The sequence below is a fragment of the Vogesella sp. EB genome (assembly GCF_001037925.1).
Taxonomy (GTDB): domain Bacteria; phylum Pseudomonadota; class Gammaproteobacteria; order Burkholderiales; family Chromobacteriaceae; genus Vogesella; species Vogesella indigofera.
Genome location: NZ_LFDT01000008.1, coordinates 1 through 25,763, shown reverse-complemented (window position 1 = coordinate 25,763; position 25,763 = coordinate 1). Strand labels below are relative to the sequence as shown.

Genomic DNA, 25,763 nt, shown 5'->3' with positions numbered 1-25,763 from the left:
CGCTATCTGGCGGTGGTCGCGGCTGTGGCCAAGCTTGGCCGCAGCTAGCCGGCGCGCAGTTCAAAGTGTGCAAAGTGGCTGGCTACCGCCACCTGCAGCGCCGGCGCCGGCCAGCCTGCGGCGATGGGGGAAAACGGCTGCGGCAGTTGCGGGCCGGGGCGCAGCAGCTGCCAGGCGTAGTGGCGCACGCCACGCTGGGCCAGCCACGCGGCCAGCTGCGTCAGCGTGCTGTCGTCGTGCAGCGCCGGGTGGATGGTGCTGCGGCATTCGTAGGCGACGCCGCTGGCTTGCAGCAGCGCCAGGCTGGCGGCGGCACGCTCGCCGCTGCCGGCCACCGCGGTGATGGCCGGGTACTGCGGCGGCAGGGTCTTGATGTCCAGCCCGACCCAGTCCAATAGCGGCAACACCGCAGCCAGCCGTTGCGGGTGACTGCCGCCGGTGTGCAGGCCGGTGGCAAAGCCCATGGCGCGCACTTCGGCCAGCAGCGCCGGTAGTGCCGGGTCGCTCAGCGGCTCGCCGCCGGAAAACACCACCCCGTCCAGCAAACCGCGCCGCGTCTGCAATTGCGCGCGCAGCTGCGGCCAACTTGTCTGGCCGTGGCGGCGCTGCAGCAGGCCGGGGTTGTGGCAGTAGCCGCAGCGCCACGGGCAGCCGGCCAGGAACACCACCGCGGCCAGCCGGCCCGGCCAGTCGCAGGCCGAGAACGGCTGCCAGCCGCCGATGCGGGCGCGCTCAGCCGGCGCGCTGTTCGTCGAAGTGGCAGCGTTCATGGAACTCGCCCTGTTTGCCGGTATTGAACGAGGCCACCGGGCGGTGGTAGCCCATTACCCGCGTCCACACCTCGCAGCGGGTGCGTTCTTCGTCTTTCAGCTCGATGGTTTGCTGCTGTTGCATGGTGTTTCCTTTCAAAGGTTGGCCGCATGGCGGCGGATTGGCTCTGTGCTGTTGGTATGGGGTTGCTGCTAGGCAGGCTGCTGTGAGCCTGTCACCGCACTTGACGATTCGCCTCACGTCGCCCCGGATAAGCCGCAGGCGTATCCGGGGCGACGGTTGTGAGGGCATGCGATTTCCCCGGATGCGCTTCGCTTATCCGGACTACGGGGTGCAGGCCGCCTGGCGTTTTTTCGCGATCAGCTCGGCGTCGCACTTCGGGCAGAAATCATGGCGGCCGGACAGATAGCCGTGCGTCGGGCAGATCGAGAACGTCGGCGTGATGGTGATGTAGGGCAGGCGGAAGTTTTCCAGCGCGCGCTTCACCAGCTGGCGGCAGGCGTCGGCGCTGCTCACCGCCTCGCTCATATACAGGTGCAGCACGGTGCCGCCGGTGTATTTGCGTTGCAGTTCGTCCTGGCGCAGCAGCGCCTCGAACGGGTCGTCGGTAAAGCCCACCGGCAGCTGGCTGGAGTTGGTGTAGTACGGTTGCTGCGGCGTGCCGGCCTGCAGGATGCCGGGGTAGCGCTTGTTGTCCTCGCGCGCAAAGCGGTAGGTGGTGCCTTCCGCCGGGGTGGCTTCCAGGTTGTACAGGTGGCCGGTGGCCTGCTGGAACTCGACCATGCGCGCGCGGATGTGGTCAAGGTAGCGGCAGGCAAAATCATGGCCCCAGTCGCTGGTGATGTTGTGGGCGTCCGCCGTGAAGTTGCGGATCATTTCGTTGATGCCGTTCACCCCCAGGGTGGAAAAGTGGTTGCGCAGGCTGCCGAGGAAGTGGCGGGTGTACGGGTACAGCCCGCCGTCGATGTGCTGCTGCACTTTGCTGCGGCGCGCTTCCAGCACCTCGCGCCCCAGGTCCAGCAGGCGGTCGGTTTCGGCCAGCAGCGCCGCTTCGTCGCCGGCAAAACGGTGGCCGAGGCGCGCGCAGTTGACGGTGACCACGCCCACCGAGCCGGTCTGCTCGGCGCTGCCGAACAGGCCGTTGCCGCGTTTCATCAGCTCGCGCAGGTCCAGCTGCAGGCGGCAGCACATGCTGCGCACCATGTGCGGCTCCAGCTCGGAGTTCACGAAGTTCTGGAAGTAGGGCAGGCCGTACTTGGCGGTCATCGCGAACAACAGCTCGCTGTTCTCGCCGTACCAGTCGAAATCCTTGGTGATGTTGTAGGTGGGGATCGGGAAGGTAAATGCCCGCCCCAGCGCGTCGCCGGCCAGCATCACCTCGATATAGGCGCGGTTGATCAGCGCCATTTCGGGCGCGCAGTCGCCGTAGCGGAACGGCATCTCCTCGCCGCCCAGCACCGGGATCTGCTCGCGCAGGTCTTCCGGGCACACCCAGTCGAAGGTCAGGTTGGTGAACGGCGTCTGCGTGCCCCAGCGGCTAGGCACGTTCAGGTTGTAGATCAGTTCCTGGATCGCCTGCTTCACCTGCGCGTAGTCCAGCGCATCCTTTTTCACGAACGGGGCGAGGTAGGTATCGAAGGAGCTGAATGCCTGCGCGCCGGCCCACTCGTTCTGCAGCGTGCCGAGGAAGTTGACGATCTGGCCGCAGGCGCTGGACAGGTGCCGCGGCGGGGCCGACTCCACCTTGCCGCCGACGCCGGCAAAACCCAGCTGCAACAGGGTGCGCAGCGACCAGCCGGCGCAGTAGCCGGACAACATGTCCAGGTCGTGGATGTGCAGGTCGCCGTGGCGATGTGCCTGTGCCGCCTGCGGGCTGAACACGCTGCCCAGCCAGTACTCGGCGGTGAGCTTGCCGGCGATGTTGAGGATCAAGCCGCCCAGGCTGTAGCCCTGGTTGGCATTGGCCTGCACCCGCCAGTCGGCACGGGACAGGTATTCGTTGATGCTGCTGACGGCGTCGACATGACTGCTGGGGCGTGCGGACATCGTTTGCTCCAATATGTTGTGGTTGGCGCATTGTATGGACGCAGCATGTAGTAGTGATTGATGTGGATCAAGCGTGCAAAAATTCTTATGGCATGGTCTGTGGTGGTGTGGCGCCATGAAAAATGGCCAGCCGGTCGTTGCCGGGCTGGCCATCGGGACAGGACGCGTGGCGCCCGCGCTAGCGTGCCTGTGCCAGCGCCTGTTTGATCTTGAGGTCGGTCTTGTACTGGCTGAGCGCGTACACCGACCAGATCGCCGCCGGGATCCAGCCGATCAGCGTGCACTGCAGCAGCAGGCAGAACAGGCCGGCAAACGGGCGCTTGATGGTGAAGAACTGCAGCCAGGGCAGCAGGATGGCGAGTAGCAGACGCATGGTGACTCCGATCGCGGATGGACAGTGACGAGGACTTTGATGCTATCCGGTTATGTCAAAACCATCAAATGCGGTGGTGGTGGGCTGCCGCCACGCTGGCCGGCGGCCAGGGTTGGCCGCAGTCTCAGCCGGGCGCCGGCATCACGATGCTGCGCTGGAAACGCAGCAGGCTGCTGCCCGGGTTGTGGTAGCGGTAGCCGTGCTCGGTGCTGTAGCCGGCGGTGTCGCCCGCTTGCAGCGTGTGCTCGCCGCCGGCGTAGGCCAGTTGCAGCGTGCCGCTGTGCACTTCCACGATCTCGCCGCAGCCGGCCGGGTCCGGCGCGGCGAGGTAGCCGTCGCCGGGCGCCAGCTGCCACTGCCACAGCTCCAGCGTGCAGCCGGCCAGCGCCAGGCTGTGCAGCAGGGTGGCGTGGCTGTCGCTGCTGTCGCCCTGCCACACCCGCACCGGCGCGTCGCTGCCGGGGGCGCGCACCAGCTCGGAAAAGGTCAGCCCCAGCGCGCTGGCGAGGCGGTCCAGCGTGGCGATGCTGACATTGCTGGCGCCGGCCTCGATGTTGACCAGCATGCGGCGGCTGACCTCGGCGCTGGCGGCCAGTTTTTCCTGGCTCAGGCCGCGCTGCTGGCGCGCTTCGCGCAGATTGCGGGCGACATGGCTGAAGACTTGCAGGGGAGTGTGTTCGCTCATAAGTGCAATATATTGCTCATCAAACGAGTTGTGCAGTATAGTGCACAAAACTGAGCCACCACCCTACACGCGAGCCTTGTCCATGTCCACCATCGCCCTGCCCGCGGCCCAGCCGCCGCGTTCCCTGTTGCCCGACCTGTCGCTGGTCGGCGTCACCCTGATCTGGGGCGGCACCTTCCTCGCGGTGCAGACCGCACTGCAGTGGAGCGGCGCCTTCGTCTTTGTCGGCATGCGCTTTGCCGTCGCCGCCTTGCTGGCGTTGCTGCTGTGCCGCCGCCAGCTGGCCGGCCTCAACCGCACCGAGCTGCTGGGCGGCATCGGCATCGGCGTGATCCTGTATTTCAGCTACAACCTGCAGACGCTGGGTCTGGGCCACATCGCCAGCAGCACCTCGGCCTTCCTTACCGGACTGTATGTGCCGCTGGTGCCGCTGCTGCAGTGGGGCCTGTTCCGCCAGCGCCCGGGCTGGCTGGCGTGGGCGGGGGTGGCGCTGGCGTTTGCTGGCCTGCTGCTCTTGGCCGGGGTCGATGGCCTCAGCATCAAGCTGGGGCTGGGCGAATGGCTGACCATCGCCGCCACCGTCACCATCGCGCTGGAAATCTGCCTGCTCAGCCGCTTTGCCGCCGGCTGCAACGCCGGGCGCATGGCGCTGGTGCAGCTGGCGACGGTGGCGCTGCTGTCGCTGGCCAGCGCGCCGCTGGCCGGCGAGGCGCTGCCGCAGTGGCAGCCGCTGCTGCTGGTCAGCGTGCTGGCGCTGGGCGCGGCCACCGCGCTGATCCAGATCGTGATGAACTGGGCGCAGCAGACGGTGCCGGCCACCCGTGCCACCATCATTTACGCGATGGAACCGGTGTGGGGCGGGCTGATCGGCTGGCTGGCCGGCGAGGCGATGGGCGCCGGCAAGGTCGGCGGTGCAGTGCTGATCGTGGCCAGCGTGCTCTTGAGCCAGCTCAGCGCGCATAAGGCGACACACGCGCCGGCCTGATCCTTAGAACCTGTTCACGATCTGCTGCGACTTGCTCGCAATGGGGCGATACGGCGTTGAAAGCGGCTTCGGCATGCTTGTTTAGATCCAGCTCAACGCCGCTTCCTCAGCCGTTTTCGCCTTGTCTCGTATGAGCGTGCGGGATCGTGAACACGTTCTGACGATGTAAAACACTGCGGCCAACCTTGCCCAAGGTTGGCCGCAGTGTTTTGTGCCGCGTTCAGCGGCCGCCGCCGGGGGTGAAGGCCATGCCTTCCTGCTCGCCCAGCGGGCGCGGGCAGAGGTGGGATTCGAACTGCCGCGTCGCCGCCGTCCACGAGTAGCCTTCGGCCACGCGCCGCACCTGGTCGCGGTCCAGCGTCAGCGCCTGCAGGCAGGCGGTGCGCAGGTCCTGGTGCAGCACGCCGCCGCCGCTGGCACCGACCACGTCCAAGGGGCCGGCCACCGGGTAGGCGGCCACCGGCGTGCCGCAGGCCATCGCCTCCAGCAGCACCAGGCCGAAGGTGTCGGTCAGGCTGGGGAACACGAACACGTCGCCGGCGCGGTAGAAGCGCGCCAGCTCGTGCTGCGGGAACACGCCGGCGAAGTAGACCTCCGGATATTTGGCCTTCAGCTCGGCCAGCTGCGGCCCCTCGCCGACCACCCACTTGCTGCCGGGCAGCTCCAGTTTGAGGAAGGCCTCGATGTTCTTCTCCACCGCCACGCGGCCGATGTAGAGAAAGCGCGGCTGCGCGGTGTCCAGCCGCTCGCGCTCGCCGGGGCTGAACAGGCGGGTGTCGACGCCGCGGCTCCACAGCACCACGTTGTGAAAGCCGCGTGCCTTGAGGTCGGCGACGATGGCCGGCGTCGGCGCCATCACCGCCTGCGCGCGGTTGTGGAAGCGGCGCATCCACGCGTAGCTGATGGCCAGCGGCAGGCGGGTGCGGGCGTGGATGTATTCCGGAAAACGGGTGTGGTAGGCGGTAGTGAACGGCTGGCCATGGCGGCGGCACCAGCGCTGTGCGGCGAGGCCCAGCGGGCCTTCGGTGGCGATGTGTACCGCGTGCGGCGCAAAGGCGGCCAACCTTTGCGCGACCTTGCGGTAGGGGAACAGCGACAGGCGGATGTCGGGATAGGTCGGGCACGGCAGGGTGGCAAAGCCGTCGCCGTCGTCCGTCTCGCCGCCCAGCGGGGTGATCAGGGCCACCTGGTGGCCGAAGCCGCGCAGCTCGCGCACGGTTTCGGTGATGCTGCGAACCACGCCGTTGACCTGTGGCAGCCAGGCGTCGCTGATGATCATGATGCGCATGTTTCGGCCTCTGTGTTGAGCTGGGGTTGTGCGGCAAGGTTGGCCGCAATGCTCTGCGGGATGGTGTCGCCGGCCTGCTGCGTCCAGTGCACGATCTCCAGCGTGCCGTCGTGGTGCTCGACCAGCGCCGACAGGCTTTCCACCCAGTCGCCGCAGTTGCCGTAGACGATGCCGTCGATGTCCTTCACCTCGGCCTTGTGGATGTGGCCGCAGACCACGCCGTCGAAGCCGCGGCGGCGCGCCTCGGCGGCGAGGATGTGCTCGAAGTCGCTGATGAAGTTCACCGCGTTCTTCACCTTGTGTTTCAGGTATTGCGACAGCGACCAGTACGGCCGCCCCAGCTTGTGGCGCAGCCAGTTGTAGTGGCGGTTGAGGCCGAGGATCAGCGTGTACAGGCTGTCGCCGACGTAGGCCAGCCACTTGGCGTGCTGGATCACGCCATCGAACTCGTCGCCGTGGATGATCAAGAGCCGTTTGCCGTCGGCGGTGTGGTGCTCGGCCTCGCTGCGGATGGCGATGCCGCCGAAATCCAGCCCGGCGTACTGCCGCGCCGCCTCGTCGTGGTTGCCGGGCACGTAGATCACCCGCGTGCCCTTGCGCGCCTTGCGCAGCACCTTCTGCACCACGTCGTTGTGGCCCTGCTTCCAGTACCACGACTTCTTCAGCTGCCAGCCATCGATGATGTCGCCGACCAGGTACAGGGTGTCGGAGTCGTGGTGGCGCAGGAAGTCGAGCAGGAAGGCGGCCTGGCAGCCGGCGGTGCCGAGGTGGACATCGGAAATCCAGATGGTGCGGTAGCGCTGGTTCATCGCGTGCTCCGGCGGAGGGCAGATGCGCCGATGGTGGCGCAGCGATGTGACAGGCGGATGTGGCGGCGATGACGATACGGTGACGTGGCTAAGAGCCGCTAACAAAAACCCTGATCCTGCGTTGCGCCTCCTTGTCGTACTACTTGTACTGCCTGCGTCGGCGCGCCTTGGCTCAGGTGCTCTGCGAGGTTTTGTTAGCGACTCTAAGGCTGGCTTAAGGCTGGCCTGTTTTCATCGGCACCAGGATGAGCGGGCGTGCCTGCTCCGAAACCCGTTGCCGAGAGACTCCGCATGAAGCTTCTGTTCCGTCCGCTGCGCGCCGAATGGCTGGCGCTGCTCATGGCACTGCTGTTCGTCACCCTGTTCAACCTGCCGTTCTGGCGCCACCTGCTGCAGATCATGGCGCCGCTGGACGGCCAGGACGTGCGCATGCTGCTGCTGGCCTTCGTGTTCGTTACTGCCTTTTTCACCCTGCTGCTGCTGTTGCTGCTGTGGCCGAAGATCGCCAAGCCGCTGCTGACGCTGCTGTTGCTGCTCACCGCCGCGGTCAGCTATTTCATGAACCAGTACGGGGTACTGATCGACAGCGACATGGTGCGCAACGCGCTGCAGACCGACGTGGCCGAGGCCGGCGACTTGCTGACCGTGAAAATGGCGCTGACCGTGCTGCTGCTCGGCGGCCTGCCGTCGTGGTGGCTGTGGCGCACGCCGCTGCGCTTTCGCGCCGCGCTGCCGGAGCTGGGCGTGCGCGCGCTGGCGCTGCTGCTCAGCGGCGCGGTGCTGCTGCTGGTGGCGTTTGGCGCCTACCAGGACTTCGCCTCGCTGTTTCGCAACCACCGCGAGCTGCGGCTGGAGCTGACGCCGAGCAACTACCTGCAGGCCACCAGTTCCTACCTGCGCAAGGTCAACGCCACGCCGCAGCCGCTGCTGCGCATCGGTGGCGATGCGCGTCGCGATGCGGCTGTCGGCGGCAAGCCGCGGCTGCTGGTGCTGGTGGTCGGCGAGACCGCCCGCGCCGACCATTTCTCGCTCAACGGCTACCCGCGGCCGACCAACCCGCAGCTGGCCAAGGTGGCGGGGCTGGTCAACTTCCCCGATGTCTGGTCCTGCGGCACCGAAACCGCGATCTCGGTGCCGTGCATGTTCTCGTCGCGGCCGCGCGACAGCTTCGACGCTGAAGAGGCGCGCCACCGCGAAAACCTGCTCGACGTGCTGGCCCACGCCGGGGTGCAGGTCAGCTGGCGCGACAACAACTCCGGCTGCAAGGAGGTGTGCAAGCGCGTGGCCAGCAGCATGCTGTACGACAGCAACGATCCGCGCTTCTGCAGCGGCGGCGAGTGTCACGACGCGATCCTGCTCGACAGCCTGGCGGCCCGGCTGCAGAACCTGCGCGGCGACAGCGTGCTGGTTCTGCACCAGAAGGGCAGCCACGGCCCGGCCTACTACAAGCGCTACCCGGCGGCGTTCGCCCGCTTCGGCCCGGTGTGCGAAACCGGCGAGCTGCAAAAATGCAGCCGCGAGCAGATCGTCAACGCCTTCGACAACACCATCCTCTATACCGACCAGGTGCTGGCGCAGCTGATCGCCACGCTGCAGGCGGCGCCGCAGGTGGCCAGCAGCATGCTCTACCTGTCCGATCACGGCGAATCGCTGGGCGAGAACAATCTCTACCTGCACGCCACGCCCTACCTGATCGCGCCGGACGCGCAGAAGCACGTGCCGATGCTGGCGTGGTTCTCGCCGCAGTGGCAGCAGGACAGCGGGCTGTCCGGCAGCTGCCTGCAGGCGACCAGCAAGCACCGCTACAGCCACGACAACCTGTTCCACAGCGTGCTGGGGCTGATGGCGGTCCGCACCGCGCTGTACCAGCCGGCGCTGGACATCTTCGCCGCCTGCCGCGCGCCGCAGACGGCCGCGGCGCCGGCGGCTCTGGGCGCCTGAGATGGCGGCGCCAAGGTTGGCCGCAAGCCCTGACGGCCTGAGCGCCGCCTTCTACGCGCGGCAGCTGCTGTGGCTGCTGCTGCTCGGCGCCGTGCTGTGGTGGCTGGAGGCGGCCACCCGTCTCGATGTCACGCTGGCGCAGTGGTTCTTCGATCCACTCAGCCAGCGCTTTCCGCTGCAGCACAGCCTGTGGCTGGAGTGGCTCAACCACCGCCTGCCGAAGTACGCGCTGATCGCCGCCAGCGGCGGGCTGGCGCTGCGTGCCGTGCGGCGGCGCGAGGCGCGCCTGGGCTACGCGGTGCTGGTGATGTGGCTGGCGACGCTGGCGGTGTCGCTGCTGAAGGCGCACAGCGCGCACTCCTGCCCGTGGGACCTGCAGGCCTTCGGCGGCAGCGGCGAGTGGTTCGCGCTGTTCGGCGCGGTGGCGGCCAACCCCGGCCCGGGGCAGTGCTTCCCCGGCGGCCACGCCTCCGGCGGCTTTGCGCTGCTGGCGCTGTTTTTCTACTGGCGGCCGCACGCGCCGCGGCGGGCACGACAGGCGGCGGTCGCCGCGCTGGCGCTGGGCTTGCTGATGGGGCTGGGGCAGATGGCGCGCGGCGCGCACTTCCTGTCGCACAACCTGTGGAGCGGCTGGGTGGTGTGGCTGGTGTCGGTGCTGCTGTTTGCCGCCTTCGACCTGGGCCGTGCCGCCAGCACCACAAAAAGTGCCGGCCAGTTACCCAGCATAAGCGGCGCTTAAGCTTGCCTTGCTTTAATGAAGCTGTACCTGCGCTGTTGCAGGCTTTGACCAGGAGCGTAACGATGAAAAAACTGCTTGCTGTGGCCCTGATGGCCGCTTTTGCTTCCTCCGCCGCCTTTGCCGGTGCCGAATGCGCGGCCCAGCCGAAAGACAAGTGGCAGAAAGAAGCCGACTTCCAGAAACAGCTGACGGCGCAGGGTTACCAGATCAAGAAGTTCAAGGTGTCCGGCAACTGCTACGAAATCTACGGCAAGAACAAGCAGGGCCAGAAAGTGGAAATCTACTTCGATCCGGTCTCCGGCAAGGCGGTGAAGAGCGAAATCGACGATTGAGCCGTCGCGCGGCCGCGGCGCTCGCCGCCGCCGGCCATGTCTGTGCCGCGGTGATGCCGCGACTGCCCGCGGGGCAGGGCTGTGGCCCTGTCCCGTACTGTTTTTGCAAGGAGTGTTGCCATGACGCCAACTGCGTTACCCCGTCAGGAAAAAGTGTGGGACATCGTGGTCCGCCTGTTCCACTGGAGCCTGGTCGTCTGTGTGCTGGCCAATCTGTTGTTGCTGGAAGAGGGTGATCCGCCGCACCGCTGGGCCGGTTATATCGCGCTGGGCCTGATCGTGCTGCGCCTGGTGTGGGGCTTTGTCGGCAGCCGGCATGCCCGCTTCGCCAGCTTCTTTCCCACCCCGAGCCGTCTCAAGGCGCACCTGGGGGCGGTGAAGCAAGGCCAGCATCCGCAGACGGTGGGGCATAACCCGCTGGGCGCACTGATGATGTTCGCGCTGATGGGCCTGGTGCTGTCCCTCGGCGTCAGCGGTTACCTGATGGGCACCGACCAGTTCTGGGGCGAGGAGTGGCTGGAGGAAGTGCACGAGGTGCTGGCGACCCTGCTGCAGGTCGCGGTGCTGCTGCACGTTGCCGCCGCGCTGCTGATGAGCCGCATCGAGCGGGTAAATCTGGTTCGTGCGATGATTACCGGCATCAAGACGTGGCGCTGAGCCGCGGCAATCGGCAACGGTAAACGGGCAACGGGATCAGGCATGCGGGTATTGATAATCGAAGATGACGAACTGATCGGCGACGGGCTGCAGGCCGGGCTGTCGGCGCTGGGCTTTGCCTGCGACTGGCTGCGCGACGGCAAGCAGGGACTGGCCGGCATCGGCGCCGCGCCCTACGACGCGGTGGTGCTGGACCTCGGCCTGCCCGGCATGGACGGGCTGGCGGTGCTGGCCGCGTGGCGGCGCAGCGGCCGCAGCGAACCGGTGCTGCTGCTCACCGCCCGCGACGCGGTGGACGACCGCATCCGCGGCCTGGACAGCGGCGCTGATGACTACCTGGTGAAGCCGTTTGCGCTGGGCGAGGTGGCTGCGCGGCTGCGCGCGCTGGTGCGGCGCCGCAGTGGTCACAGTACGCCGCTGCTGCAGCACGGCCGCGTCAGCTTTGATCCGGCGGCGCGGCGGGCGACGCTGGACGGCGCGGCGGTGGAGCTCAGCGCGCGCGAACTGGCGCTGCTAGAGCTGCTGCTCGGCAACAAGGGCCGCGTGCTGCGCCGTGAACAGATCGAGGAAAAGCTGTACGACTGGGCGCACGAGGTGGAGAGCAACGCCATCGAGGTGCACGTGCACCATCTGCGCAAGAAACTGGGCAGCGACTTCATCAAGACGCGGCGCGGCATCGGCTACACCCTCGGGGACGAGGCATGAGCTACAGCCTGCGCGGCACGCTGATCAGGAGCCTGCTCAAGGTAGTGACACCGCTGTGGCTGGTGGCCTGCGCGTTGCTGGCCTTCCACGCCTGGCACGAGGTCAACGAGCTGTACGAGGAACAGCAGACGCTGTTCGCGCGCCAGCTGTACGGCACGCTGCCGACGCTGGGCGCGCGCAACGAGCCGCAGCTGCCGCAGGTCGGCGACAGCGACCACCAGGCGGTGGCGGCGTGGAACCGGGGCGGCCAGCTGCTGCTGGTCGACAGTGACGGCCTGGAGCTGGACGCCCGTCCCGGCTACACCGGTTTTGCCAGCCTGCGCCAGCACGACGAGGACTGGCGCGTCTACTACCTGTCCGGCGAGGCCGGCAGCGTGGCGGTGGCGCAGGAGATGTCCGAGCGCTGGGAGATGATAGGCGGGCTGCTGCTGACGCAGGGGCTGCTGTGGCTGCTGCTGCTGCCGTTCGCGCTGCTGGCCTTGTGGTGGGCAGTGGGGCGTGGCCTCGCGCCGCTGGCGCACATCCGGGAGCAGCTGCAGCAACGCGCGCCGGACGATGCCACGCCGCTGCCGCGCGAGGTGCCCAGCGAGCTGCACACCCTGATCGACGCGATGAACGACCTGATCGAGCGCGTGGCGCAGACCCTGCAGCGCGAACGGCGCTTTACCGCCGACGCCGCCCACGAGCTGCGCAGCCCGCTGGCGGCGATGCGGGTGCAGGCCGAGGTGGCGCAGCTGGTGCAGGATCCGGCGCTGCGCGAGCGCGCGCTGCAGCAGCTGATGAGCGGCGTCGACCGCAGCAGCCACCTGCTGGCGCAACTCTTGGCGCTGTCGCGGGTGGAGGCCGCCGAGCAGCAGCACGAGGCGCTGGACTGGCCGCTGTTGCTGCAGGAGCTGGGCGAGGCGGTGTCCGGGCTGGCCGCCAGCCACCACGTCACCCTGCAGCTGCCGCCGGCCGGGCACACGCAATGGCCGCTGCAACACGGCGACCGCACCCTGCTGCTGCTGATGCTGCGCAATCTGCTGGACAACGCCATCCGCTATGGCGGCGGCACCGTCAGCCTTGAGGCCGACGCCACGCGGATCTGCGTCAGCGACGAAGGCGAGGGCGTGGCGGAGGCCTTGCTGGACAAGGTGCGCGAGCGCTTCTACCGGCCGCCGGGACAGCAGCAGACCGGCAGCGGCCTCGGCCTGTCGATCGTGGAGCGCATCGCCGCGCTGCACGGCCTGCAGCTGAGCCTGCACAACCGCGAAGGCGGCGGGCTGCAGGCGGTGCTGAGCCGCAGCCAAGGCTAGTGCATGCGACCAACGTTGGCCGCATGTCGGCCCGGAAGCGGTTCAAGGCCTGCGGTAACGGGTTTCAATGGGACGGGACGACGTTAAAAACGACTGCGGCAGCGTGTCTATCGCTGGATAAACACCGCTGCCGCAGTCGTTTTTGCCTTGTCTCGCGTCAGCGCGCGAGACAAGGAAGCTGTGCTCAGGCGCCGCGCAGGTCCAGCGGTTTTTCGCCGGTGAGGAAGTAGTGGATGGTTTCGCGCGCGCTCTTGATCGCGTCGCCGAAGGGCAGCGGCTCGGCGCCGCGGAAGAACAGCCCCTTGCTGGTTTCGCCGCGGAAGGCGGCGGCCAGCTTGAGGTCGATGCAGAACTGGCCGACCTTGGACAGGCCGTCGCGCAGACCGCACACCGTCAGGCAGTTCAGCGCCTGGGTGCAGCGCGCCGGATCGGCCTTGGCGTTGGCCTGCAGCTTGTCCTCGCGCTTGAGATAGCTCTTCAGGAACGGAGTCAGGATGCCGCGCGCCGGCAGGCCGGCCACCGACATGAACTCGACGATGTCTTCGCGCGTGGCACCGGCCAGCGTGCGCTTGAAATTGATGTGCGCGTCGCCGTCGCTGGTGACGGCGAAGGCGGTGCCGATCTGCACGCCGCTGGCGCCGTACTGCTGCAGGTAGGTCTGCACCTTTTCATGGCTGTTGACGCCGCCGGCGACGATCAGCGGAATGCGCTCGCGCTCCAGCCCCAGGCCCTTGAACAGCTCGAAGCTTTCTTCCAGCACGCGGGCAAAGTCGAACTTGGCATCGCCGACCCCGGCGATGCTGGCGGCGCCGAGGTGGCCGCCGGCGTGGTTGGGATGCTCGATCACGATCGCATCCGGCAGTCGCCCCTTCTTCATCCAGCGCTTGAGCACGATGCCGATGCCGCGCGATTCCGACAGGATCGGGATCAGCGCCACCTCGGGGTGGTTGCTGGCCATCTCCGGCAGGTCCAGCGGCAGGCCGGCGCCCATCACCACCGCGTGCGCGCCGGACTCGCAGGCCTGGCGCACCAGCGCGGCGTGGTCGTCCACCGCCTTCATGATGTTGACCGCCACCATGCCGTGACCGTCGGCGCGTTGCAGCGCGCCCTTCACCTCGCGATCGAGCGCGATGCGGTTGAGGCGGTTGATGCCGTCCTGGCCCTCAAGGTTGGCCGCATCGGCCAGCAGGTCGTCGTGCAGGTGGCGCAGGTCGACGCTGGCCACGGTGCCGACACCGCCTTCACGCGCCACGGCACCGGCCAGTTGTTTGGCGGAAATGCCGACACCCATCCCGCCTTGCACGATAGGCAACAGGCTGCGGCCGCGAATCACGAGCGGGGAAAAGGCATGGGGGCGGGACATGGCAAACTTTCTGTTGGGCAAAGGAACGATTGTGGCGGCAAGGGCGTGCGCCAGCGTTGACGTGGGTCAAGCGGCCTTGGCGGCCGGGCGGGTGGTGGCGCGCTTCGCCGGCGGCAGTGTTGTATTCCCGCCGCAGGCAATGACAAATGCGAGAAACATCGCGGCGTCTGGGCGCAGGCCGCTGTTGTCCGCATTTAGGGCGCCGATTCCGGCCATTTCTCTGTCATTACCGCTGTTTTCGTCATATTTTGCTGCTGACGGGCACTTTTGCAGGCGCCGAAAGCCACACCAAGGCCATTGCAGGCCGCCTTGGCTTGCCAATTGCATGAAATGCTGGTCATTCGCGCACAAATTCGACACAAAACTGGTAGGAATGGGACTTATCATATTTAATGGAAAATAAGGAAATAGCTTTAACAGAATCGCTATTTCGCTTATCATCTTTCAAAGTGTTTTGTTAATCGCCGGTTTCTTTTGTGGTGTCTCTTGTTAAATGTGTGGCGCCGCCGGCCTCAATGATTGAGTCGAGCTATGGATACCTTGAAAGCATTAATGGTCTTCATGACCACTGCTGAGAATGGCAGCTTTTCCGATGCCGCCCGCAAACTGGGCGTGTCGCCTGCCGCGGTCAGCCAGAGTATTGCCAGGCTCGAACAGGAACTGGAGGTGCGGCTGTTCAACCGCACCACGCGCCAGCTGACGCTGACCGAGGACGGTCGCCGCTTCTACTCGCAGTGCCGCGGCCCGGTCAACAACCTGGACTCCGCGATCAACCAGCTCAAGGCCAGCCGCGACGAGCCGGCCGGCCACCTGCGCATCAGCCTGCCCAATGCCTTCGGCCGCCGCTTCATCCTGCCGCTGATGGAAGAATTCTGCAGCCGTTACCCGAAGATCCGCGTGTTCTTCGGCATGGGCGACCACTTCAGCGACCTGATCGAGGACGGCTACGATGTCGGCGTCCGCGTCGGCATGATGCCGGACAGCCGCATGGTGGCGCGCCACCTGGCGCACATCCCGCAGTACGTGGTCGCCGCGCCGGAATACTGGGAAGCGCACGGCAAGCCGCACATCCCGGAGGATCTGTCCTCGCACGACTGCATCAATTTCCAGTTCCCGACCTCCGGCCGCTTGTACAAGTGGGAATTCGAGCGTGACGGCGAGCGCATTCCGCTGGAAGTCGGCGGCACCTACACCGCCAACGATGTCGACGGCGTGCGCGAACTGGCGCGCCTTGGCCTGGGCGTCGCGCAGCTGCCGGGGCACGAGATCCTGAATGACGTGCGCACCGGCAAGCTGCAGGTGGTGCTCACCGATTTCGTGTCCATGGAGCGTTCGATCTACATCTGCTTCCCGCACCGCGACCACATCGCGCCGCGCACGCGGGTGTTCGTCGATTTCGTGGTGGAAAAGCTGCTCGACCATCCGGACATCATCGCCGAGCTGCCCGGTGTCGACCTGTCGCAAAAGCGCGAAGTGCTACGGCAGACCATCCTGTAAGAACACACCAGCCCGGGCAACCGGGCTTTTTTTTGCAGTGCAATGTTTAACATATTAGACATTTTTGCGGCGCTATCTGATAATCAAGCCAGATTGAGCGCCGCCCGTGGCGGCCCTGTTTAAAAAATGCAGTATCGAGGACTCCGCCATGAGCCAGACTACCGAACACACCCGCTCCTATTACGCCTACTCCGCCAACCCGTCGCCGCAGCGGCCGGCGCTGCAGGACAGCCAGCAGGCCGACGTCTGCGTCATCGGCGCCGGCTACACCGGCCTGTCCACCGCGCTGCACCTCGCCGAAGCCGGTTTCAAGGTGATCGTGCTGGAAGCGGCACGCGTCGGCTGGGGCGCCTCCGGCCGCAACGGCGGCCAGATCGTCAACAGCTACAGCCGCGACATGGACGTGATCGAAGCGCGCCACGGCAAGGATGCCGCGCGCCGGCTGGGGGCGATGGCGTTCGAGGGCGGCAAGATCATCCGCGAGCGCATCGCCAAGTACGGCATCCAGTGCGACCTGAAGGACGGCAACGTGTTCGCCGCCTTTACCGACAAGCAGCTGGACGAGCTGGAAGCGAAAAAGCGGCTGTGGGAAAGCTACGGCCACAGCGGCATCGAGATGATCGACAAGGCCGGCATGGCGCGCATCGTCGATTCCGGCCAGTACGTCGGCGCGCTGCTCGACCACTGGGGCGGCCACATCCACCCGCTGAACCTGGCGCTGGGCGAGGCGGCGGCGTTCGAGTCGCTGGGCGGCCAGATTTTCGAGCAGTCGGCGGTGACCGACCTCAAGCGCGGCGAGGTGGCGGTGGTGAAAACCGCAGAGGGCCAGGTCAGCGCCCGCTTCGTGGTGGTGGCCGGCAATGCCTACCTCGGCGACCTGATCCCGAAACTGGCGGAAAAGAGCCTGCCGTGCGGCACCCAGGTGGTGACCACCGAGCGGCTGGATCCCCAGCTGGCCAAGTCGCTGCTGCCGGGTGACCACTGCGTGGAAGACTGTAACTTCCTGCTCGACTACTACCGCCTGACCGCCGACAACCGCCTGCTGTACGGCGGCGGCACCGTGTACGGCGCGCGCGATCCGGGCGAAATCGAGAGCCTGATCCGTCCCAAGATGCTGCACACCTTCCCGCAGCTGGCCAAGGTCAAGATCGAGTTCACCTGGACCGGCAACTTCTCGCTGACGCTGTCGCGCCTGCCGCAGGTTGGCCGCATTGACAGCAATATCTACTACTCGCAGGGCTGCAGCGGCCACGGGGTCACCTTTACCCACCTCGCCGGCCGCATCCTGTCCGAGGCGATCCGCGGCCAGAGCGAGCGCTTCGACGCCTTCGCCAGCCTGCCGCACTATCCTTTCCCCGGCGGCCGCCTGCTGCGCGTGCCGATGCTGACGCTGGGCGCGTGGTGGTATGGCATGCGCGACCGCCTCGGCGTCTGAGGGCAGTTCACGATCGGCGCGCTCCCGCGATCGTGAGCCCACCCTGAACTCCCGTTTGTTCTCCCTGCTGTCTGTTGCACCGGCCCCCGATCAGGGCCGGTTTTTTTTCGCGCTCAGAACCTGTTCAAGCTCTCGCGAGCTAGAGCGAGACAAGGCGAAAACGGCTGAGGAAGCGGAATTTACAAGTGGTAAATGAGCATTCCGAAGCCGTTTTTAACGCCGTATCGCCGAAGCGCAGCAGACATTGAACAGGTTCTCAGAACGGCCACGCCAGCTTGGTCTTCGCCACCGCGATCATGTACAGCGGCATCGCCAGTGCCAGCGCCAGCACCACGGCGCGCCACGGTGAGCCGTGCAGTTTTTTCAGGCCGATGCTGCCCAGCGCGATATAGGCCAGCAGTGCCACGAGCTTGGCCGCCAGCCACGGCTGGTTATGCGGCGAAAAGCCGGCCAGCACCGCCAGCGTCACCCCGGCGGCGAGCAGCAGGGTGTCGATCAGGTGCGGCGCGATGCGCAGCGCCTTGCCCTGCAGCAGCGCCGGCCTGACGTAGGACAGCGCGGCGCGCGCGGCGAACAGCGTCACCGACAGATAGGCCAGCCCGGCGTGGGCGTGTTTCAGTACGAGGTAGTCCATGCTTGATGTTCCTGTGAGTCTTCTTAAGAACCTGTTCAATGTCTGCTGCGACTGATCTCAATGGGGCGATACGGCGTTAAAAACGCCTTCGGCATGCTGGTCATATCCAGTTAAACGCCGCTTCCGCAGTCGTTTTCGCCTTGTCTCGCGTGAGCGCGCGAGACTCTGAACAGGCTCTTGTCCCGAGCGGGTAATGGTAGCGGCTTTGCCCGGCGGCGGGGGTGCTAAACTTGGCACCTTGATGACTACGCCATCACCTCGCCATGTCCCTGCACCTGTTCCAGTCCAACCGCCTCGAAGCCCTCGGCATTCTCTATCGCCACCTGACAGACAGCCCGCTGGCCGATCCGTTCGCGCCGGAAGTGGTAATGGTGCAAAGCCGCGGCATGGGGCGCTGGCTGACGCTGCAGCTGGCGCGCGAGCGCGGCCTTGCGGCCAACCTTGAATTCGTGCTGCCGGCCGGCTTCGGCTGGCGGTTGATGAAGACGGTGCTGCCCGAGCTGCCGCCCAAGTCCGCGTTCGCGCCGGAGGTGCTGACCTGGCGGCTGATGGAGGTGTTGCCGACACTTGCCGGCGAGCCTTACACGCCGCTGGTGCGTTATCTGGAAGGCGGCCCGCTGGCCTGTTTCGAGCTGGCCGGCAAGATCGCCGACATCTACGACCAGTACCTGGTGTTCCGCCCGGCGTGGATCCGCGCATGGGAGGCCGGCCAGCGGCTGGATCTGGGCGAGGACGAGGCGTGGCAGGCGGCGCTGTGGCAACAGCTGGCCGCCGAGCTGCCCGGCCGCCACCGCGTCACCATGCTCGACGACTTCTTTGCCCGCCTGCGGCCGGAGCACCTGCCCGAGCGGGTGTCGGTGTTCGGCATCGCCACGCTGGCGCCGATGTACCTCGCGCTGTTGCTGCGCATGGCCGAGCTGACCGAGGTCAACGTGTTCCTGCTCAACCCGTGCGAGGCCTACTGGGGCGACATCGTCGACGCCCGCGGCCAGCTGAAGCTGTTTGCCCGTGGCGAAAGTGCCGACGGCGGCCACCCGTTGCTGGCGTCGCTCGGGCAGCAGGGGCGCGACTTCTTCGACGACATCGCCGCCGGCGTGCCGGACGCCGAGTCGATGTTCCTGCCCCCCGCCGGCGACAGCCTGCTGGCGCGGCTGCAGCGCGACATCCTGCAGCTGACGCCGCCTGCGGCCAACGTGCAGCCGCCGGCGGCGGACGACCGCTCCATCGTCTGCCACATCACCCACAGCCCGATGCGCGAGCTGGAGGTGCTGAAAGACCGCCTGCTGGCGATGCTGGTGGCCGACACGACGCTGACCCCGGCCGACATTGCGGTGCTGACGCCGGACATCAACGCTTACGCGCCCTATATCGATGCGGTGTTCGGTTACCGCAGCGACGCGCCGTCCATCCCCTACAGCATTGCCGACCGCCGCCTGACGCGCGAAGTGCCGCTGCTGGCCACCTTCGGCGCCGTGCTGCAGCTGGCCGACTCGCGCTTTGCCGCCGACGAGGTGCTGGCGCTGCTCGATTGCCGCGAGCTGCTGGCCCGCTTCGGCCTTGCCGACGAGGAAGTGACCCTGCTGCGCAGCTGGGTGCGCGGCGCCGGCATCCGCTGGGGCCGCGACGCGGCGCACAAGGCGGCGCTGGGGCTGCCGGCCGAGGCGGTGCACAGCTGGCGCTGGGGGCTGGACCGCCTGCTGCTGGGCACGCTGCTGCCGGCCAGCCTCGCCGGTGACGGCGAGCCGCTGTTCGGCGGCCTGCTGCCCGACGGCGCGGCGCAAGGCCAGGCTGCCGAACGGCTGGCGCGGCTGGGCGCGCTGTTCGACACCCTGTGCGCGCTGGCCGAACGGTGGGCGCAGCCGGCCAGCGTCGCCGACTGGGCCGAGCGCCTGCGCGAAGCCGCCGCCAGCCTGTTCCAGGTGGAAGAAGACGGCGAAGCCGCGCTGCAGGTGCTGCACGGCATCGCCGACGAACTGGCCGCCGACGCCGCGCTGGCCGCTTTTGACGGCAGCGTGCCACTGGCGGTGGTGCGCGACGCGGTGTTGCGCCAGCTGCAAGTGGCCAGCAGCGGCGGTTTTCTGACCGGCGGGCTGACCTTCTGCGCGATGGTGCCGATGCGCTCCATCCCGTTCCGCGTGCTGTGCCTGATCGGCATGAACGACGGCGCCTACCCGCGCGACGAGCGCCCGGTCAGCTTCGATCTGGTGGCGCGCCATCCGCAAAAGGGCGACCGCTCGCGCCGTTTCGACGACCGCTACCTGTTCCTGGAGGCCATCCTCTCCGCCCGCGACACGCTGTACCTCAGCTGGGTCGGGCGCAGCGTGCGCAGCGACGAGCCGTTGCCGCCATCGCCGCTGGTGGCCGAGCTGCTGGACACGCTGGCCGCTATGAGCGGCAGCGACATCAGCGACACGATCACCACCCGCCATCCGCTGCAGCCGTTCTCGCGCGCCTACTACCGCGCCGCCGACAGCTTCGAGCCGGTGTGGCGGCAAGCACTGGCGGCACCGCCGGCCACGCCGCAGCCGTTTGCGGCCAACCTTGCGCTGCCGGAGCTGACCTCGGTGCGGCTGGCCGATCTCTTGCGCTTCTGGCGCAACCCGGTGCGCGCCTGGCTGGCCGACCGCCTCGGCCTGAAGCTGGAACGCATCGCCGACGAGCTGCCCACGCGCGAGCCGTTCGCCATCGATCGCGACAGTCGTGCCGACATCCGCGACACCCTGGTGCACACGCTGCTGGCGCGCCAGCCGCTGCGCCACGCCGAAGCGCGGCTGCAGGGGCGCGGCCTGCTGCCCGACGCCGCGCTGGGCGAGTCGTGGCTGGCGCTGGAACGCGCCGCCAGCGCCCGCTTTGCCGCGCGTCTGCCGGCCACGCTGCTGGACGACACCCTGCCGCCACAGCCGGTGCGGCTGCAGCTGGGCGACATCCTGCTCAGCGGCGAGCTGTCCGGCCTGCGCCCCGAGGGCCTGCTGCGCGTGGTGCCGCGCAAGGCCTACGCCGGCGACCTCATCGCGCTGTGGCTGGAACACCTGGTACGCCTCGCCGCCGCCGTGCCCGGCATCGCGCCGCAATCGCAGCTGTTCGCCGAAGACGGCGTGCACAGTTTCGGCACGGACGATGGCGACGGCGTGGCGCTGGACGCTGCCGGCCTGCTGCACGCCTGGCTGCTGCGCTACCGCCAGGGGCAAAGCCAGCCGCTGCCCTTCTTCGCCCGCACCTCGCTGGCCTACGCCCGCGCTAAGCCGGGCCAGGAACTGGACGCCGCGCAAAACGAATGGGCGCCCGATTTCACCGGCTTCGGCCGCAGCCCGCAGCGCGACGACGCCGCCAACCAGCTGGTGTTCCGCCATCAGGAACCGCTGTCCGACCCGCTGTTCGCGCAACTGGCGGAAACGCTGCTGAAGCCGATGGTGGCCGCGTTGAAGGCGGGGGAGGAGTGAAGGCTAAAACGGATAGGCCACGAAAAACACGAATGCAAAAGCACCAAGGTTGGCCGCAGGCCTGTCGGGTTACCCGACCTACGATAATCGGACAAGCAATGTCGCCAGCCAGAACCAGCCCGACGTGCCCGATCCCGTTGGTGCAAGCCGTGAAAAATGGCGCCATCCCGGAAACAAGCCGCCCCCTTTTGAGCGCAGCGCATGGGCGGCGCCGGGATGGCGGCAGTTTTCACGGGAATTCTTGCGCCGTCGGGAGAGCAGGGATTGAAAAGGGGGATGCGGTATCCCCCTTTCCCGCCCATTCCTTCGCGACGCTGCGCTTGCCTCGCTCAGTCAGCGCGGCAAGCGGCTGATAAAAACCATCCGCGCAGCGGATACAAAACCAAAACAACACAGAAGTGTAGGGTGCGTCACCCGCAGGGCGACGCGCCACGGCAGCATGATTGCTTGCGGCCAATGTTTGAGCGCGGTGCGTCGCCCCTTCGGGGTGACCGCACCCTACGGTGAGCAGTCGGCGCAGCAGACGGCAGCCAGAAAACACCCGCACAGCGGATAGCAAAACGGTAGATAACAGACATGCACCCCCTCGACCCCCTGAACTGCCCGCTCACCGGCACCAACCTGATCGAAGCCTCGGCCGGGACCGGCAAGACCTGGACCATCGCCGCGCTGTATACCCGCCTGCTGCTGGAAAACGACGCCGACGGCAATCCGCCGCCGACGCTGGACAAGCTGCTGGTGGTCACCTACACCAAGGCCGCCACCGCCGAGCTGCGCGACCGCCTGCGTCGGCGGCTGGCCGAACTGGCGCGGGTGATGGACGGCGAGGCGGAAGGGGATGCGTTCCTGACGGCACTGGCGGCGCGGCTGGCGGCGCAGGATGGCGAGATGGCGCGCGAGCGGTTGCGTACCGCGATCAACGGTTTCGACGCGGCGGCGATTTACACCATTCACGGCTTCTGCCAGCGCGTGCTGACCGATGCGGCGTTTGACAGCGGCCAGACCTTTGCCGCCGAGCTGGCCAGCGACAACCTGGCCGAACTGCAGCAGCTGGCCGACGATTTCTGGCGCCAGCACATCGTGGCGCTGCCGGCGCTGTCGCAGGTGCTGGCCGAAAACGGCGACACGCCGGAAGGCTGGCTGGCCGAGATCCGCCCCTTCCTGTCCAAGCCCTATCTGCGCCACCCCGACATCGACAGCGCCGCGCTGCTGGACGCGCGTGCGGCGGTGGCGGCGGCGTGGCAGCCGCTGCAGGCCGATGCCGCCACCATCGAGGAGGGCTGCGCCTGCCTGCTGGCGGCCGAAGGGCTGAGCCGCACCAGCTACAAGCCGGAACAGCGCCAGCGCTACGTCAGGCTGCTGCAACACCTGGCCGCGGATGCCAGCCTGCCGCAGCTGTCGTCGGCGCAGGAAAAAGACCTGCAGCGGCTGACGCCGGCGGCGCTGGCCAAGGGCTGCAACAAGGGTGCCACGCCGCCCGAGCATGCGCTGTTCGGCCTGGTCGAAACGTGGCTGGCGGCGTGGGCGGCCTACAGCGGGGCGCTCGCGCAGCAGCTGGCCGGGCTGAAGCTGCAGCTGATCGACTGGATCAACCGCCACGCGGTGGCGCAGCGCCGCGCCACGCGCAGCCGCGGCTTCGACGACCTGCTCACCGATCTCGCCGCCGCGCTGGAGGATGCCGAGCACGGGCCAAGGTTGGCCGCACGCATCGCCGCGGACTTCTCAGTGGCGCTGATCGACGAATTCCAGGATACCGATCCGCTGCAATACCGCATTTTCCGCCACGCCTTCGTGCAGCAGCAGCGGCCGGTGTTCATGGTCGGCGATCCGAAACAGGCGATCTACAGCTTTCGCGGTGCCGACATCTTTGCCTATCTGGCCGCGCGCAACGACGCGCCGGCGCAGCGCCAGTACACGCTGCTGACCAACCGCCGCTCGCAGCCACCGCTGGTGGCCGCCGTGAATGCGCTGTTCGACCGGCCGCAGCCCTTTTTGCTGGACGGCATCGACTACCCGCCGGTAGACGCGGCGCCGGCCGGCGGCAGCGTGCTGGAGGTCGACGACGGCGACGCCGCCTTCAACCTGCTGACCTTCCCGGCCAGCGACAGCGCCAAGGGCGTGTCGAAAACCGAGGCCACGCCCTACGCCGCCGACGCCTGCGCGCACGAGATCGCGCGCCTGCTGGCCTTGGCGCGTTGCAATCAGGCACGGCTGCGGCGCGGCGACAGCGTGCGGCCGCTGGCCGGTGGCGACATCGCGGTGCTGGTGGCGACCCACCGTCAGGGCGACGCGGTGCGCGAGGCACTGGCGGCGCGCGGCGTGCCGTCGGTGGCGCTGACACAGGAAAGCGTGTTTGCCAGCCGCGAGGCGGGCGAGCTGCTGGCGCTATTGCGCGCGTGGGCGGAGCCGGCGTCGGAAGGGCGGCTGAAGGCGCTGTGCGCCACCGAGCTGTTCGGCTTCGATGCCGCGCGGCTGCTGGCGCTATTGGAAGACGAAACGGCGTGGGAGGCGCAGCTTGCGGCCAACCTTGACGATCACAAGGCCTGGCAGCAGCGCGGCTTCATGGCCGCGTGGCGGGCGTTCTTCGCGCGGCAGACGGTGGCGGTGCGGCTGCTGCCGCAGCCGGACGGCGAACGGCGGCTGACCAACCTCGGCCATCTGGCCGAGCTGATCCAGCAGCAGAGCGAGCACATGGCCGGCATCGCGCCGCTGCTGGCGTGGTTCGAGGCGCAGGTGGCCAGTCCGCCGGCGGCGGAAGAGGCGCTGCTGCGGCTGGAAAGCGACGCCGAGCTGGTCAAGATCGTCACCATCCATACCTCGAAGGGGCTGCAGTATCCGCTGGTGTTTTGCCCCTTCCTGTGGGACGGCGCGCTGGAGCGGCGCGACACCACCTTCTGGCGTTACCGCGACGGCGACGAATCGTGGCTGGCGCCGGACGATCTGGTCAGCGCCAGCGCACGCGATACGGCGCGCAGCGAGATCCTGGCGGAAAAGCTGCGCCTGCTGTACGTGGCGCTGACTCGTGCCGAGCACCGCCAGTACGTGGTGTGGGGCCATGTGCAGAAGATGCATACCGCCGCGCTGTCGTGGTTGCTGCACGGCCGCGCCGCGGCCAACCTTGCGCAGCTGGAGGCCGGCGAGCTGCTGGCGACGCAGGTGGCGGACGACGTGGCCGATCTGGCGGCGCGGCTGCCGGACGCGGTGCGCTGCCGCGAGGTGGACGTCGCGCTCAATGCGCTGCCGCCGGAAGCGGCGCCGGATTTCGTGCCGCAGCTGGCCGGCGTCCACCGTTCGCTGTACACGCCGTGGCGGGTCAGCAGCTTTACCGGCCTGACGCGCCACCTGCACGGCGGCGCCAGCCCGCGCAGCGAGGCGCCGGATCACGACCACGGTCCGTTACAGCAGCCGGACGCGGCGGTGGCGGCCGACCGTTTCAGCTTTCCGCGCGGGGCGCGTGCCGGCACCTGCCTGCACGAGATGTTCGAGCGCGCCGATTTCACCCGGCCGGAAGCCTGGCCGCAGGTGGTGCAGGAGGCGCTGCACAGGCACGGTTTCGACGCGCAGTGGCAGGACGCGGCGCTGGCGATGCTGCACGACACCCTGCACTGCGAGATCGCGCCCGGCGTGCGCCTGGCCGCGGTGCCGAATACGCGGCGGCTGGTGGAGATGGAGTTCACACTGCCGGCTGATGGTCTCAGTCTGTCGCGGCTGCAGCGCATCCTCACCAACCCGGCCATGGGCCTCGCCGCGCCGCTGCGCGAGGCGGCGGCGACGCTGACCTTCGACCGCGTGCAGGGCTATCTGAAGGGCTTTATCGATCTGGCCTTCATCCACGGCGATGCGCTGTGGCTGGTGGACTACAAGTCCAACCACCTCGGCGACGGCTTTGCCTGCTACGACGACGACGCGCTGGCGGCGTCGGTGGCGCGCGAGCACTACTACCTGCAATACCTGATCTATTGCGTGGCGCTGCGCCGCTATATCGCCCAGCGCGCGCCACAGTTGCGGCTGGGCGGCGTGCGTTACCTGTACCTGCGCGGCATCAGCGGCGCGGGCTACGGCGTGTGGCGCGATGCGCCGTCGGAGGCGCTGCTGGACGCGCTGGATGGGGTGTTTGTGGCGGGCTGAGGCGTGGTGTCGGGGTAGCGCACTGGAGTAGGTCGGGTTAGCGCAGCGTAACCCGACGTTGCTGCCAGGCAATCGGGAAAGGAAAACGTGTCATGCAATACCGTCGTGCCTTGCTTGCGGGAGCGTCCTATTTCTTTACCGTTGTCACCGAGCAGCGCCGGCTGGTATTTGCTGCGGAAAAAGAAGTCAACCTGCTGCGGGACGTGTTTCGGGAGGTCAGGCAACGCTACCCGTTTCAGATCAATGCGGCGGTGGTGATGCCGGATCATCTGCACTGCATCTGGACCCTTCCGCCCGGCGATGTGGACTATGCGCTGCGCTGGCGCCTGATCAAAACCGGTTTTACCAAGGCGTGCGATGCCCGCTGGCGGGGGCAGCCGCAGGCGGCGCGGCAACGCAAGGGGCAGCAGGGGGTATGGCAGAATCGTTACTGGGAGCATCTGCTGCGCGATGATGATGACTTTCGCCGTCACGTCGAATATATCCACTACAACCCGGTCAGGCATGGCCTGGTGGCGCATGTGCGGGACTGGCCGTATTCCAGCTTTTTGCGTTATGTGCATGACGGGCTGTATCCGCTGGAGTGGGGCGCGGACTGGGTGATGACGGACGACCTTGGCGCGGAATGAGCGTCGTCGGG

At 67.5% G+C, this 25,763-nt stretch carries 22 protein-coding genes; 12 read left to right on the top strand and 10 right to left on the bottom strand.

Features of this window, described 5'->3' with window-relative positions; translation table 11 throughout:
• Window positions 1-44: 44 nt before the first annotated feature.
• The 5 genes from ACG97_RS06620 to ACG97_RS06600 form a co-directional block, all read right to left on the bottom strand.
• Window positions 45-770, bottom strand: coding sequence for an anaerobic ribonucleoside-triphosphate reductase activating protein (locus tag ACG97_RS06620; RefSeq protein ID WP_047966567.1), 726 nt, complete (start codon window positions 768-770; stop codon window positions 45-47).
• Window positions 733-894 (bottom strand): anaerobic ribonucleoside-triphosphate reductase, encoded by a 162-nt coding sequence (gene nrdD, locus ACG97_RS17555; protein WP_047966566.1) that lies wholly within the window; start codon window positions 892-894, stop codon window positions 733-735. Before nrdD ends, ACG97_RS06620 begins: the two co-directional genes overlap by 38 nt.
• Before the next feature lie 201 nt (window positions 895-1,095).
• Window positions 1,096-2,817: a ribonucleoside triphosphate reductase gene (locus ACG97_RS06610; protein ID WP_047966565.1), complete on the bottom strand. Its 1,722-nt coding sequence runs from the start codon at window positions 2,815-2,817 to the stop codon at window positions 1,096-1,098.
• 178 nt (window positions 2,818-2,995) lie between these two features.
• Window positions 2,996-3,190 (bottom strand): YqaE/Pmp3 family membrane protein, encoded by a 195-nt coding sequence (locus ACG97_RS06605; RefSeq protein WP_047966564.1) that lies wholly within the window; start codon window positions 3,188-3,190, stop codon window positions 2,996-2,998.
• A gap of 124 nt (window positions 3,191-3,314) precedes the next feature.
• Window positions 3,315-3,875, bottom strand: a complete 561-nt coding sequence (locus ACG97_RS06600) for an XRE family transcriptional regulator (RefSeq protein WP_047966563.1) — start codon at window positions 3,873-3,875, stop codon at window positions 3,315-3,317.
• A gap of 82 nt (window positions 3,876-3,957) precedes the next feature.
• On the opposite strand from ACG97_RS06600, the gene ACG97_RS06595 reads away from it, so the two are divergent.
• On the top strand, window positions 3,958-4,860 hold the full coding sequence (locus ACG97_RS06595) for a DMT family transporter (protein WP_047966562.1): 903 nt from the start codon (window positions 3,958-3,960) through the stop codon (window positions 4,858-4,860).
• Between the two features lie 220 nt (window positions 4,861-5,080).
• Here ACG97_RS06595 and ACG97_RS06590 read toward each other — a convergent pair whose 3' ends face one another.
• Together ACG97_RS06590 and ACG97_RS06585 are read right to left on the bottom strand one after the other, a co-directional pair.
• A complete protein-coding gene (locus ACG97_RS06590; RefSeq protein ID WP_047966561.1) occupies window positions 5,081-6,148 on the bottom strand; it encodes a glycosyltransferase family 1 protein in 1,068 nt (355 codons plus the stop codon).
• Window positions 6,136-6,957 carry a UDP-2,3-diacylglucosamine diphosphatase gene (locus ACG97_RS06585; RefSeq protein ID WP_082133673.1) on the bottom strand — a complete coding sequence of 274 codons (822 nt, stop codon included), beginning with the start codon at window positions 6,955-6,957 and terminating at the stop codon, window positions 6,136-6,138. Before ACG97_RS06585 ends, ACG97_RS06590 begins: the two co-directional genes overlap by 13 nt.
• Before the next feature lie 291 nt (window positions 6,958-7,248).
• Between ACG97_RS06585 and ACG97_RS06580 the strand changes: the two genes are divergently transcribed.
• The 6 genes from ACG97_RS06580 (at window position 7,249) to ACG97_RS06555 (ending at window position 12,626) form a co-directional block, all read left to right on the top strand.
• Complete coding sequence (locus ACG97_RS06580; protein WP_047966560.1) at window positions 7,249-8,898, top strand: phosphoethanolamine transferase; 1,650 nt, start codon at window positions 7,249-7,251, stop codon at window positions 8,896-8,898.
• Window positions 8,899-8,914: 16 nt separating this feature from the next.
• The gene (locus ACG97_RS06575) at window positions 8,915-9,637 is read left to right on the top strand and encodes a phosphatase PAP2 family protein (protein ID WP_202902713.1); all 723 of its coding nucleotides are present in this window, start codon (window positions 8,915-8,917) and stop codon (window positions 9,635-9,637) included.
• A gap of 62 nt (window positions 9,638-9,699) precedes the next feature.
• The gene (locus ACG97_RS06570; RefSeq protein WP_047966558.1) at window positions 9,700-9,969 is read left to right on the top strand and encodes a PepSY domain-containing protein; all 270 of its coding nucleotides are present in this window, start codon (window positions 9,700-9,702) and stop codon (window positions 9,967-9,969) included.
• A 120-nt stretch (window positions 9,970-10,089) separates the two neighbouring features.
• A complete protein-coding gene (locus ACG97_RS06565) occupies window positions 10,090-10,626 on the top strand; it encodes a cytochrome b/b6 domain-containing protein (protein ID WP_047966557.1) in 537 nt (178 codons plus the stop codon).
• 42 nt (window positions 10,627-10,668) lie between these two features.
• Window positions 10,669-11,331: a response regulator gene (locus ACG97_RS06560; RefSeq protein ID WP_047966556.1), complete on the top strand. Its 663-nt coding sequence runs from the start codon at window positions 10,669-10,671 to the stop codon at window positions 11,329-11,331.
• Window positions 11,328-12,626: an ATP-binding protein gene (locus ACG97_RS06555; protein WP_047966555.1), complete on the top strand. Its 1,299-nt coding sequence runs from the start codon at window positions 11,328-11,330 to the stop codon at window positions 12,624-12,626. Before ACG97_RS06560 ends, ACG97_RS06555 begins: the two co-directional genes overlap by 4 nt.
• A gap of 184 nt (window positions 12,627-12,810) precedes the next feature.
• Here ACG97_RS06555 and ACG97_RS06550 read toward each other — a convergent pair whose 3' ends face one another.
• Together ACG97_RS06550 and ACG97_RS17550 are read right to left on the bottom strand one after the other, a co-directional pair.
• Window positions 12,811-13,989 (bottom strand): nitronate monooxygenase family protein, encoded by a 1,179-nt coding sequence (locus tag ACG97_RS06550; protein ID WP_047966554.1) that lies wholly within the window; start codon window positions 13,987-13,989, stop codon window positions 12,811-12,813.
• 66 nt (window positions 13,990-14,055) lie between these two features.
• Window positions 14,056-14,430 (bottom strand): hypothetical protein, encoded by a 375-nt coding sequence (locus ACG97_RS17550; protein WP_156167988.1) that lies wholly within the window; start codon window positions 14,428-14,430, stop codon window positions 14,056-14,058.
• Window positions 14,431-14,520: 90 nt separating this feature from the next.
• On the opposite strand from ACG97_RS17550, the gene ACG97_RS06545 reads away from it, so the two are divergent.
• Window positions 14,521-15,486 carry a LysR family transcriptional regulator gene (locus tag ACG97_RS06545; RefSeq protein ID WP_047966553.1) on the top strand — a complete coding sequence of 322 codons (966 nt, stop codon included), beginning with the start codon at window positions 14,521-14,523 and terminating at the stop codon, window positions 15,484-15,486.
• Between the two features lie 148 nt (window positions 15,487-15,634).
• Window positions 15,635-16,921, top strand: coding sequence for an FAD-binding oxidoreductase (locus tag ACG97_RS06540; protein ID WP_047966552.1), 1,287 nt, complete (start codon window positions 15,635-15,637; stop codon window positions 16,919-16,921).
• A gap of 256 nt (window positions 16,922-17,177) precedes the next feature.
• On the opposite strand, the gene ACG97_RS06535 is transcribed toward ACG97_RS06540, so the two are convergent.
• On the bottom strand, window positions 17,178-17,555 hold the full coding sequence (locus tag ACG97_RS06535) for a SirB2 family protein (RefSeq protein WP_047966551.1): 378 nt from the start codon (window positions 17,553-17,555) through the stop codon (window positions 17,178-17,180).
• A gap of 263 nt (window positions 17,556-17,818) precedes the next feature.
• On the opposite strand from ACG97_RS06535, the gene recC reads away from it, so the two are divergent.
• The 3 genes from recC (at window position 17,819) to ACG97_RS06520 (ending at window position 25,752) form a co-directional block, all read left to right on the top strand.
• Window positions 17,819-20,995 (top strand): exodeoxyribonuclease V subunit gamma, encoded by a 3,177-nt coding sequence (gene recC / locus ACG97_RS06530; protein ID WP_047966550.1) that lies wholly within the window; start codon window positions 17,819-17,821, stop codon window positions 20,993-20,995.
• A gap of 576 nt (window positions 20,996-21,571) precedes the next feature.
• Window positions 21,572-25,123 (top strand): exodeoxyribonuclease V subunit beta, encoded by a 3,552-nt coding sequence (recB, locus tag ACG97_RS06525; RefSeq protein ID WP_047966549.1) that lies wholly within the window; start codon window positions 21,572-21,574, stop codon window positions 25,121-25,123.
• Window positions 25,124-25,215: 92 nt separating this feature from the next.
• Window positions 25,216-25,752, top strand: a complete 537-nt coding sequence (locus tag ACG97_RS06520) for a transposase (protein WP_047966548.1) — start codon at window positions 25,216-25,218, stop codon at window positions 25,750-25,752.
• Window positions 25,753-25,763: the final 11 nt, after the last annotated feature.